Annotated in this window: 7 protein-coding genes; 2 read left to right on the forward strand and 5 right to left on the reverse strand. The window is 49.6% G+C overall.

Annotation, left to right across the window (positions count from 1 at the left end):
- Nucleotides 1-80: 80 nt before the first annotated feature.
- A complete protein-coding gene (locus ACJJIZ_RS14335) occupies nucleotides 81-794 on the forward strand; it encodes a hypothetical protein (protein ID WP_444913876.1) in 714 nt (237 codons plus the stop codon).
- A gap of 291 nt (nucleotides 795-1,085) precedes the next feature.
- Complete coding sequence (locus ACJJIZ_RS14340; RefSeq protein WP_444913877.1) at nucleotides 1,086-1,769, forward strand: VOC family protein; 684 nt, start codon at nucleotides 1,086-1,088, stop codon at nucleotides 1,767-1,769.
- Between the two features lie 99 nt (nucleotides 1,770-1,868).
- On the opposite strand, the gene ACJJIZ_RS14345 is transcribed toward ACJJIZ_RS14340, so the two are convergent.
- The 5 genes from ACJJIZ_RS14345 to ACJJIZ_RS14365 all read right to left on the reverse strand — a co-directional run bounded on the left by ACJJIZ_RS14345 (nucleotide 1,869) and on the right by ACJJIZ_RS14365 (nucleotide 11,785).
- On the reverse strand, nucleotides 1,869-4,013 hold the full coding sequence (locus ACJJIZ_RS14345; RefSeq protein WP_444913878.1) for a TonB-dependent receptor: 2,145 nt from the start codon (nucleotides 4,011-4,013) through the stop codon (nucleotides 1,869-1,871).
- 31 nt (nucleotides 4,014-4,044) lie between these two features.
- Nucleotides 4,045-7,455, reverse strand: coding sequence for an ABC transporter permease (locus ACJJIZ_RS14350; protein WP_444913879.1), 3,411 nt, complete (start codon nucleotides 7,453-7,455; stop codon nucleotides 4,045-4,047).
- Nucleotides 7,452-8,339: an ABC transporter ATP-binding protein gene (locus ACJJIZ_RS14355; protein ID WP_413662054.1), complete on the reverse strand. Its 888-nt coding sequence runs from the start codon at nucleotides 8,337-8,339 to the stop codon at nucleotides 7,452-7,454. The genes ACJJIZ_RS14350 and ACJJIZ_RS14355 overlap by 4 nt, the downstream gene beginning before the upstream one ends.
- Before the next feature lie 76 nt (nucleotides 8,340-8,415).
- Nucleotides 8,416-9,522 (reverse strand): Gfo/Idh/MocA family oxidoreductase, encoded by a 1,107-nt coding sequence (locus ACJJIZ_RS14360; RefSeq protein WP_444913880.1) that lies wholly within the window; start codon nucleotides 9,520-9,522, stop codon nucleotides 8,416-8,418.
- Nucleotides 9,512-11,785, reverse strand: a complete 2,274-nt coding sequence (locus ACJJIZ_RS14365) for a class I SAM-dependent methyltransferase (RefSeq protein WP_444913881.1) — start codon at nucleotides 11,783-11,785, stop codon at nucleotides 9,512-9,514. The genes ACJJIZ_RS14360 and ACJJIZ_RS14365 overlap by 11 nt, the downstream gene beginning before the upstream one ends.
- Nucleotides 11,786-11,792 lie beyond the last annotated feature (7 nt).

Here is an 11,792-nt window from a genome sequence, read left to right on the forward strand (position 1 = left end):
TCTTTTAACTCCAAAGATCCCTTGTCGAATAGAACAGAGGCACCGTAAACGGGCTGATAGTCCATGAGATATCGAGGGGGATGAAGTCAAGTCCAATCGAAAAAACGACACTTCAATCGTCTTCATCTGAGAAATATCAGCTTACATTCTATTTTGGCGATAGACGTATTAAAGAGCTGCTCATGATGAAACTGTCACTTCTATTCACAATAATTTTGATTTCCCTTGCTTTTATGGGAGCTAAAACGGCAGCAGAAGAGAATAGTCATAACTCAATCAAGAATAGTGAGGGCATCATTTGTAATAATGAGTATGTTCTATGCACATCTGCCCCATGCATTCCAGATCCCAGTAATCCAGATTCAAATGCAATTTGCAGATGTGACGTTAATAAAGGGTTGAACTTCGGGTTTTCTGAATGTAAAAACCGGACTCCTGAGACTGACTCAAACGACGTCAAAAAAGCCTTATCGACATTTTCTTTCGCGCAGGCTTCCACCAAGCCTGTACTTTCCTGCCCCGAAGGTAAACCGTGGACTGATTGCCTGGATCAACCCTGCATTGTCGACCCGATGAATCCACTTAAAGCCATATGCACATGCAAGATTGTACGGGATAAGTCTTTTGTAACTTTTGGAGGCGATTGTGTTTCCCTGAGTTGTGATACGGGTTACTGGTCAGGTGCAACGGCAGAGTCCTATGTGGGAGCAAGCAGAAAACTGATGAAGGCATTTAGCTTAGATGAGGTTCCCGCCAAATATTGCGTGGGGATGAAACCTGAGGTTTCAGAATAATTTCTGCCCGATCCAAGTCACACCAATCTTTTGTGTTTTTTAGAAATAGATACCCGATTCGCAGTACGGGCCGTTGATCCCTACACTGTTTAGCGGCCCATACAATTTCTGAAAGAATCACCAAGTAGATTATATTACTTTCATAATTATTAAAATTTCGGCAAAAGTTAAATCACCCTTATCGTAATTTCTGGTATGGTTAAATCAACCACAAGAAATGATTAACTAACAACTGCCGCCTAAAAAATAAAAACCAAACAAACAACACTATTTTAGACAAAAGGCACTCTTATGAGAACACGCTGTAGCCACGTTTTACTCTGGGTGGAGGATATTCATCAAGCTGTACAAGATTTTCGTCAGCTCGGTTTTTCTGTGGATTACGCCACAAAAGAAAAGAACGCCCAGCACGCCCATATTTGGTTTAGTGAAGGGGCTATTATTGAGTTATTGACATCACCATCCAATGCTCAATACTTCAAATGGATTATTGATCTCTTTGCCGGCCGGGGCGCAGGACGTAGGATGATACGTTGGTCGCAAGAAGGGGAAGGTTTTTGTGATGTTGCCTTAGTCAGTGACGATTTTGATAATGATCTTTCAGCGATGAAGCGTGAGGGTGTTCAAACCGGGCGAGTGATTCCCTGGCAACGAACCAAGCCAAACGGACAAAAAACCAGCTTCCGCTTTGTTTATCCTCGCTCTGGGCGACTGCCATTTATTGTAAGTCCATATAACCCACCTCAGTACCCTCAAGAAACAAACCATAAAAATGGTGCTACTGGCCTGAGTAAAGTGCACATGGAAGTCAGTGAACAGGACTGGAAAACTGTACAACGTTTAATCGATAAAGATTCCATATTTAATATCAAACCCGGGCCTACAACCAAAGTTACGGGTATAGAGGTTAGTGGACTGAGAGAAAATTTAGACCCGACTCTATTGCATGGGAGTACAATTAACCCAGCAAGCTAAGGAGCCTCTGAGCTATTTAGTGGATCAATCTCTACAGAGATTGATCCACTCACCATCAAGATAGATAAAACAGTCGTTAACTAAACTGTCGAAATCTCATTACAGACGGTATAGAACTCCAACTCCCGCACGACGTCCTTTTGCCGGCGCCCCTATTCTGGCATCAGGGGCAAATATCGCATTGGTGTAGCCATATAACTGATACTGCTCATCAAGCAGATTGTCAGCAAACAGATAAAGCTCCATAGAGTCCGTTTGCAGTGCTACACGAAGGTCCACCTTGCTGTAAGCATCCAGGTTAAAGTGGTTTTGTGCATCTGCCGGGCGCTCATCTACATGGCGTACAGTCAGGTTAGTATTGAGAGCTGGTGCGCTTAACCCCATAAAGTCTGGCAGAGGCTGGTAGTAATTCAATGCCAGGCTAGCACTCCAGCTGGGTACGTCAGGCACTTCATTACCCGCCAAAACGTCACCGCCGGAAACACCATACACATCTTTTGTAATTTCCGTATCCAGGAAGCTCAAGCCACCGGCAATACTAAACTGCTCGGTAATAAACCAATCGGCCTCAAGCTCTGCACCAAATGTCTCCGTATCTGCATTTACTGCAGCAGAGGAATAGGAAGCAAAATCAAAGCCTAACAAATGATCATCTTCCACTGAGCTAAAGAATACAGCACCACTGATATTCAGACTGTCTGACTCATTTTTAATGCCTAGCTCGAAGGTGTCGACAGTTGCGGGCTTGTAAGCAACGCTATCGGCAGACTGCAAAGCAAAGTCATTGAACCCACCGGATTTATAGCCTCGTGCGGCAACTGCATAGATATTTGTAGAATTGGACAGCGAATAACCAAGAGCCAATCGGCCAGTTGTATAACTATCGTCCAAATCTCTTTGATCTTGAGAAACGTAGAGATTGCCATCCGTACCGTAGCTGGAATACTCACCGGCGTACTTCTTACTCTCTTGGGTGTAACGTAATCCAGCTGTAAAATTCAGGGAGTCAGTTACAGGTAATGTAGTCTCACCGTAAATAGCCTGGCTATCAGTATCGTAATCCCGGTATTGATTGGCGAAGGACACCAAATCAATTGAGTCAAAACTTCTTTCACCTTCTTGTAGATTGAGTCCAATCACCCAGAATGTAGATGCCTCAGGCAATGAGGACAAGCGTAGATCCTGGCTGATGGTCTGCTCGTCCTGGCTATCGCCACGAAGATACTCCATTGGGAAATTGAACACTGCTTGGGCAGTCTCTTGGTCAAAACCGGTTAGGTAACTAAAATCCGTGTTGACCAATGCAGTGATAGAAGTCAGTTGAGTATTAGCCCATAGGTGATTAATTTCAGTGGAAAATCGCTCAACGGTTTTTTCATTATCGTCAAAAGCTCCTGGTGTGTGTTCACTGCCAGGGTCATCACCGAAAGGTTGTAATAACTGAAGGTTCAGAAAGCCTTCCTGTTGTTGCTTCTCAGCAATAAATAAGGCTGATGTTTTCGCACCTAAATCCCATTCCAGGCTACCTCTGAAAGCCAGGTCTTTGGGTTCAGTCATTGGATCGCCGTTAGTCGTATTCTCAACCCAATGGTCCTCACTGATATGTCGGATGGCTACTCGGCCACGGAGTGATTCAGAGAATGGGCCGCTGATCACAGTTTGATATAAACTCTGGTTATCCTCTCCGAGCTCTACACGTCCGTAAGCTTCAAACTCTTCGGTTGGCTTGTTAGTGGTAATATTAATAGCGCCAGCTTCACTGTTGCGCCCGAATAAGGTCCCTTGAGGACCCTTTAATATTTCCAGTCTTTCGATATCAAGGGTCCCAAGGGACACATTTCCCGCAGGCATAGATACGCCATCAAGGTTCACTACAACGGAGCCATCATCCTTATTTACCTGAGTCAGTGAACCAACCCCGCGAATACGGATATTTGCATCCACCGCACCACTGGAAGAATAAACATCTACTCCAGGTGCACTGCGTAATGCATCTTCAAAATTGAGCAGCAATCGGTTTTTCAAATCCTCTTCGCTAACAACACTCAAGCTGAAGGGAACATCCTTGGCTTTCTCTTTTGTAAGCCGGGCAGTAACTTCAACGACTTCCATTTCTATTTCGGAAGAACTCTCCTTTTCCGCTCCTTCCGCCGTAGAGTAGGCTCCGGAAGCGTATAACAGACTTGCCGATATTAGCGAAATTTGTTTCGCAAGTACTTTCTTATCTAGGTTTAAGCTGAGCATAAATTGAATTTCCTTTCTATTACTTAGGCTATTAATTGATATTCGATACTTCAGAACTCTCAGCCAGTAAATTCTGTGCAGGGTCCCGCTGATAGGAAGGCCAGATATCCAGCGCTAGAACTTTCTCCGAGGGCAGACGCTTAATCAGCGTTTTTCCATTGATGACCTCAGAATCCAACTCATTGATATCGGCTAGCAAACGGTAGCTGGCCGTTTGTGCGACCGGTTGCCATCCACCCTTCTCCCAGCGCCAACGCTGTCCGTCCAGGCGTATTTGACCGGACTCCAGGTACTCGACCGTCAGAGCTGATGACAGAGGAGCCCCGAGCATATTTTGTGTCCGTGTCTCACCGACATAAGCGCTCAGTACATTTTCAATATTCTTCTGCTGCTTGATGTCATCGAGTAACGCGGACAGGGACTCAGGAGATTGCAGAAGCGTCCAGTCCAGTGCAGCCACCGGCGCGTAGTAGCGAGTCCAACCGGAAATCGGTGCGGTGCTTAAGCGCTCAACGGGTACCTCACTGCCAGCCAAGTCTCTGGTCGTCTTATCGGAGTATCGAACCAGCACATCATCAAGCACTTCAATGCCGTCGATTTCCGCTACACAAAGCAGGCCAATCGCTCCAGAAACTCCATCGCTGAGCCACGCGGAGCCGGCAATACGTCGTAAGTCCGAACTTTCCAGTAAATGCTGGCGGGCCAAGGCTCGGGCGATATCGACCCGTCGCAGCCAGCGCCCTGTACCTTCATCGGCGATATCCCAATGAGGCCCCTCGGACAGTTGCAGCAAATTACCGCTGGCCCGTGTCTCTCCAAGTCCTCTTGGCCATTGGGCAATCCGTTTAATTTCGATATCAGTACCCAGCCGCTGGCTCACGCAGGCCTGCATCTGCCCAACGTCTTTAGCAATGGCGGAAACCATATTTGAACGATCGGAATCATGGGAAATATCAAACCCATCGAATACCGCTAGTTTCGTATTGGGTGCCCATTGAATGGAGAAATCCAAGGGGCCATGAGTGCTCCCCTGCTCACTAAAGACATTTTTATCATCCCTTTGGATTTGGATCTGCCAACGCCAGTCCCCCGATGGGGCCGCGCCCTCAAGGGTTGTGGCCAGTTGTGAAGCCGGCAGGCTGAACTCAGGGTTCAAGCCCAGCGCTTCACGTTCCGCTGACACACGCAAGATACGCTCGGGGTCAACACCGATACGCGGAACAATATCGCTCGCTTGTAACCAGACTCCACTGGCAGTCAGCCCTGAGGGCTCTCCCTCTGCGGACCACCCCGGCGCCGTCATTTGCCACAACAGTTTGATGTTACAACTCTGTTCAGAGCAGCCTGATATTGGCAGCGACATATGGTCGTAACGTTGATCCGGTGTGACTTCACGCCCGCCCACTAAGGCCTTAACCAATACAAATCCGTGGGGTAATTCAAACTGCAAGCCCTGCCCTTCGACATGAACTTTATGCAATAACCACTCACCTTCTACTGTTTGGTTATCCGGGTTGATATTGATATTCAATTCACCACCGGACACCTCAAACCCACTCGCTTTCGGCAGCCAATAAGATTCCCAGAGGGCATCTTCTTGTTTGAGTTGCTCTGGTGATTGATACCCGCCCTGCACTACCAGCCTATCTCCCAATACAGAACCGAGACCGAGAAGAAATAAAGCGGAACAAGCCACCAGGGCACCCTGAGGGGCCATAAGGCGTGAACGTATCAGGGCAAAACCCTGAGACATGCGGCTATCCAGTCCACGGGGAATCAAAAGAGCAGCCAGGCCGATCATCAATAGGGCAAGCGCAACTTTAAATCCATCCAAGGCCAATAAATAACCGATCCAGGGTTCCCAACCACTGAGTGCTGACAGTTGAATATGAGCGGTGATACCCACTTCATAGGGCGGGTAATGCACCAGCTCCAGCTCATGATTGAGGACCAGAATAAAGGTCACAAACATTGACATGGAATAGGCAAAGCCCGCATGGCGGAACAATGCATGCACCAAAAGCACCATCATCGACAACTCCAATAAAGGAGCTGTCACTATCAGCAATTGATAAGTGAACGCCTGTACGATATCGACAGATGCCGGAGCGGTGAGAAGCACAGCAATAATGCCCGATAGACCCGGCAACAGGGCCAACAGCACCGTCATGGCGAATACGGTAAGGGCAACGCCAAATAATCGTGTGTAGTCGGGCGCGGGGGTTGCAGACAGCATGTCGTCAAACCCAGGCACCTGATCCCTGCGGCACACCAAGCCAGTCAATGCGGCAATTACAAAAGCAATAACCAGGAAAATAACATCCTTGAGAAGCGGCAATAGCATTTCCAAGCGCGGTGCCATAGGCCCTTCAGCGTGCCAGATGATCTGGGTAAACGAGCTAGCCACCCCCATTATTACCAGGACCGCAACACCGACCCACCAAGCGCGACTACTCCATACGTGAAATAATCTCCAGCGAGCTTCCAACATGAGTTGACACAGGGAGCGGCCAACCGATGCGGTATCGGGCTTAGATGGAGAGAAGTCTTTAACCTTGCGAGTGGCTGCCTTTTTAGCGGCCTTCGCCCGGGCAGGTTTGGCAGCCCCTTCCAGTACCAGTGTTTCCCTTCGCAAGTATTTCAGGCAAGCCGCCAAGGCAAGCAAAGGAACAAGACACCATAGAATTCGATTCAGTACCGAACCCAAAGTAAACGGCAGTAGCGAGGTTGATTTTTGCAGAGGTGTCCAGGAAGTAACCTCCGTATAAACGAAAGTAAATAGCGAGGGGTCCATTACCGCAGCCAGCTGCGAATTAATATTGCCACCCCGAAGAACGATCACAGCAAACATCCACAACATCATTAAAGCCGCTGCGAGTCCAAAAGGACCGGCCAGGCTGCGAGTTCGCAGCGTAGCGACAAAATACAGAGCGCCAATACCGATGCTCGCGGGAATCTGTAACCAGATCCATGCAAACCCAAGGGCTTTCCAGGGCGCTGGGCCAATCGCTGTTTCGGGCAGCAAGCCCATCCACACCAATACCGGCGAGACCAAAAACCCTACCAGCGCAGATGCACTTAATATAGCTCCTATTACCGCTGCGCCAAGAAACCGCCCCCAAAGCATTACGCTCAGGGAATTCGGTGTTGTATAGATCACTTCATGCAAACTGGCTTTGCGGTCCCGCAAAATAGGCTGCGAGAAAACCCAGGCCCAGGCAAAAAACTGAAAGAACATACATCCCGCACCCATCAGGTAAATGAGTGATGGTGAGTTCCGGGGAATATCTGTGGCCCCCATTTTTTGCATGTAGTCGGCATTGACCAAATTCAGAAGCAGGTAGATCACCAGCCCCCAGAAGGCTAAAGCCACGATGCCGCTGCTAAATCCGGCTCTTATCTCCAGCTTTGCCTCATGGGCAATAAGCGCCAGCTTGTTCATGCAGCCTCCCGCTGGTCTTTTACCTGCTCAATCGCCAGGTGATAGATATCTTCCAGGCGCGGGGTATGGGCCGTAAAGCGAGGGTCTTCGGGTTTCTCACCGTGCACAATTACCTGGGTGCCATCAGGCTTGGCGATATTGTGCAGGGATTCCGGTAACCGCTCGCCGCGAGGAATCAGTGCTTGCCACATCTTGTCTTTATGGGGCGCAGTCACTTCCGGGGCTGTCCCCTCAACGACAATGCGCCCTGAGGCCAATATCGCCAGGCGCTGACACAGGTTTTCGATATCTTCAACGATATGGGTAGAAAGCAATACAATGGCATCCGCCGCGACATCCGCCAAAACACAGTGAAAGCGATTGCGTTCAGCCGGGTCCAGGCCAGCGGTTGGCTCGTCAACGATGATCAGGCGCGGCTCGCCAATCAATGCAATGGCAATACCAAAACGACGCAGCATACCGCCGGAATAGGTTGATACGGCTCGATCGGCTACATCGGCCAAATTGACCTGCTCCAATAGCCTATCCACTTCACGGCGTCTTGCGCTTGTTTCGGTGAAGCCTTTGAGCCAGGCAAAACGCTCCAGCAATGACCGCGCTGCAATTCCAGGATAGGCGCCGATATGTTGCGGCAAATAGCCCAGTTTACTGCGCATAAAGTCCGGCTTTGCCAGCACATCCACACCATCCAGCATGATCCGACCACTGTCCGGGGTTTGCAGGGTAGCCAAGGTACGCATCAAACTACTTTTCCCGGCACCATTAGGCCCAAGTAATCCGTACATGCCGGGGCCAACTTCCAAGTTAACGCCGTTTAACGCCTTCACCCCATTTTTATATGTCTTAAAGAGCCCTTCGATGATCAACCCTGATTGATTTTGCATCTCTCCTCCTAACCCCGTTTTATAAGTAAAAATTCCGTAATCACTTTTTTTGTGCTGTTCGTGTTTTCTTAAAACTCTAGTCGCAAGCCTGACCGACAATATCCGCTAGTGCCTGAACTGATACCGGCTCCGGTTCCCCTCGCTGGATCAACGTCGGCATACCGATTCGGGCCGTTAAATCACTCCACGCCATTGAGACACTCAATGCCCATTGACCACTTTGCTTGCGCTTCTCGGGTTGTGCGATATCAGTACAAAGGGAGTGCAGAGCCTCAATAACCGCCTCCGGCCAAGTGAGGGCAAAAATATCGTGGTAACTACGCATTTCCGTATCGCCCAGGGTAACCATGCTGGGAACGGCCAGCCGCTCTGTACCCTCACCCTTTAAAATAAGCCGGCCGGTTTGGTCCCTTGGTGAATGCAACCTGGGATTCCAGAGCACGGGGCCGTGAGTATCAGTCAAAGTCAAAACCCCAGCCTCGCCACCTATAGCAAGCCGATGTAATAGCAGGGAATGATTATCAGGGTCCTGTGGATGAACCTGATTCTGAATACGAAAAGTCATGGGCACACCACCAAAGGTAGCCGACAGACTTTGAAAAGGATGGCCCTCTGGTTGCACCGGCTCGCTAAAAGACCAGGGGCGAAGCCCGCCCACTGCACGACCAATAACATCCAATAGCGGATAGGCCATCTGGCTGTTGCAAATAGCATCGATCATTTCCAGGCGCTGGTGCCGACGTAAGTATTCTGCCGCAGCCAGGAACTGCCTGGTGGGGCGCAAATTGGGGTATAGGGTGTTAACGGCATAGGCCGAATTCCCCTGCTTTGCAGCTAGCAGGTTGGCGGTAATTTCCTTGGTGTGGACCGGATGCTCCTGCAATACATGAATGCCTCGTTTAAGAAACGATTGTGCTATTTCAGAACCCTCGCCCCCGGTTGCACCAGAACGCACAACAACACACACAATATCGATATCATCGGGGACCTGCTCTGCCTCGGTATAGAGCGGTACTCCATATTGCTCGGCACAGCTCCTGGAATAATCACTGCCACGAGCCAATAATCCAGAGAGTTCAAAATGTTCTCGGCCGGGTAATCTGGACGATGTCAGGGCTTCGAGATAAATACGACCAAAACCTGTCCCTGCAACGACAACCCGCTTGCGGTTATCAACTCCCATTTGACTCTCCCCGGTTTTCAGCCATGGACACGGCCCATTGCTCTAGTTGGTTCTTGTCTATCTGACCCTCAAGAGTCAGAGGCAATTGGTCCAAAACTTCGATATAAATTTCTGACTTAAAGTGATCGAGATATTCGGCCAGGCAATCTGCTGACAGTCGCATTTGATGTTGCTTGGCTCTACAGGCGAAGAAGCGATGCCCCTGTCTGGACAAAGGGTGTTCGGAGACAGGCAAATCCATGACCAGCTGTAAGCCGGCAGCATCCAAGGCATTGTGCCACTGGGAAAGTGACAGAAAGGTTGTACCGGTATCTGTGCGCTCATCGACGGCATCCACCAACATAAACGCCTGTGATGCCATCACCCAGAACTCCTCACTGGTTGGCTCCGTCATAATGAACCAACCACCAGGGCGCAATAACTCGGCTGCCCTGCGCAATGACGCATCTGTGTCGCGGGCGGCGTTAAAAACACCACCGGCAATAATTACATCGAAGATATTGGGGGAAAATCCCTGGCTGCGCGGTGAACGATCAATATCAAACAATCCACGGTGCAACCAGGGGCGCTGCTCCTGATCCCCATGTTTTGCGAAAAAGCTGTCGAGAAAAGCCGCAGAGATATCCGTAAACTGGTATTCAAAGTTGATATGGCCACTGACACTATCCAACACTGGCAGTAGAGCCTGGGTTGTCGACCCAGTGCCAGCGCCAACTTCCAATATTTTCAGGGTCTGTTGCTGCCCTTCCCAATTATTTAAGATGGACTTCAATAAAGCCCTTACCGAGTGCTGCTGGTACCTGGCCGCTATACCCTCCCGGTAAAGCGCACTCGCTAAATCCGTGCTTCCACGAGGGAACAACAGATGCACAGCCTGGACTTTGCCCCGAATTAGATCCGGTAATTGTTCCGCGTTAGCGCGGGCGTAATCGATCGTTTTACTGGCTCCAGACAGCATCCGCCATTCCTGTTCCAGCCGAGTCCATGCCAGAGCCAGGGCAGCATCACTGTAGCTGTCTGGATCTACCTCTGGCGACCAATACTCGCCATCAGTACGAAGTAACTGCTGCTCCTGCAAAACCTTGGTCCAGCGCTTGATCAAAGCTCGGTGCTGCTGAGCCACCGGAGGGGCTTCAAGTATTTCCGCTAAGCTGTGTACTGAATGTCGATCGCAAAACAATCCCAGGTGGCTGAAAGCATTCAGCATGGATAGCAAAGCAGTAGCGTTAAGTTGTTCCGTAATCTTTACCGCATATTCCAAATCAATATGGGCAAATTCCGCATCCAGCTCGGTATTAATTCGCTCGAACAACCCTGCCATATCAAGGTTACTGGCCTCTGCCCGCATTTTGGGCTGCGCAAAGACCGCCCAGCGATTCTCTCCAGCAAGGGGAATTGTCACGGAGCTGGCAACCGCAGGGTGTTTCGCAACACTTTCAACAAGAGTCGAAAGCTTTTGGGTCTGGGCTTGCTGGGCCTTTGCAACAGGTTCTATACCTTTATCGGTACGGACCCAACCGGAAACATCGTTTGCCAATAAGCGTTGAATATCCCGCAACAGAGATTGTGATAGCAAGACATCGGTTTCATACAAAAGGCATTGCAGGCTTTTGAGATTGGTCAGGGCTAATGCCGGGTGTGCGACCAAGCCTTTTAGCAAAGTTGCCGTCAATACCACTCCGGAAAACCCTGAACGCTCCAGAGCAACCAGCGCTTTAGCTGGGTTGATAGCGGGGTCCTGCAATCGCACAGGTAGCCCACAACTCCATGCTGCGAAAATACCAAAGCGAGCAAATTCATTAAGCGGAGAAAATACGGCGACCTTTCCCTGAATAGGCCCCAAAGCTTCTTGCTGCGCTTCGAGTAAGGTAAGGTTTGTCTCCACGGTGGTGTTTTCTGCCAGCAATACCGAAAACTCACCTCGATGGCCTTCTAACGCATTCGGGATTTGTACCTCTAAGGTCAAGCAATCCTTCTCTGGGTTCGCCTCAGGCACAAGTTCAAACCCGATGCCCAGCCTTAGTGCCACCAAGTGCATCAGCAGAGGCAATCCATTCCCTGAATTATCAGCTTGCCAGAGTAGTGTTTTGCCTCGCTGTGAGCCCTGTTCTGCAAGCTGCTCACTGAGCTTTGCAAACACGGAACCAGTCCAAGTCAGCACCTGACTGCCACTCCAGTCACAGCCTTCAAGTGATAATGCGGGATCTTCACCCAACTGTTCCAAACCACTTAAAATATTTGCTGCTATTTCTTCTATTTTCATCACAGTC

Source organism: Microbulbifer maximicatervae (SeqCode) (assembly GCF_052467225.1).

What these genes read in the sequence shown, in the direction of transcription:
- ACJJIZ_RS14345 (WP_444913878.1), bottom strand. Translation starts at nt 4,013, where the DNA reads ATGCTCAGCTTAAACCTAGATAAGAAAGTACTTGCGAAACAAATTTCG.
- ACJJIZ_RS14365 (WP_444913881.1), bottom strand. Translation starts at nt 11,785, where the DNA reads ATGAAAATAGAAGAAATAGCAGCAAATATTTTAAGTGGTTTGGAACAG.
- ACJJIZ_RS14355 (WP_413662054.1), bottom strand. Translation starts at nt 8,339, where the DNA reads ATGCAAAATCAATCAGGGTTGATCATCGAAGGGCTCTTTAAGACATAT.
- ACJJIZ_RS14350 (WP_444913879.1), bottom strand. Translation starts at nt 7,455, where the DNA reads ATGAACAAGCTGGCGCTTATTGCCCATGAGGCAAAGCTGGAGATAAGA.
- ACJJIZ_RS14360 (WP_444913880.1), bottom strand. Translation starts at nt 9,522, where the DNA reads ATGGGAGTTGATAACCGCAAGCGGGTTGTCGTTGCAGGGACAGGTTTT.
- ACJJIZ_RS14340 (WP_444913877.1), top strand. Translation starts at nt 1,086, where the DNA reads ATGAGAACACGCTGTAGCCACGTTTTACTCTGGGTGGAGGATATTCAT.
- ACJJIZ_RS14335 (WP_444913876.1), top strand. Translation starts at nt 81, where the DNA reads ATGAAGTCAAGTCCAATCGAAAAAACGACACTTCAATCGTCTTCATCT.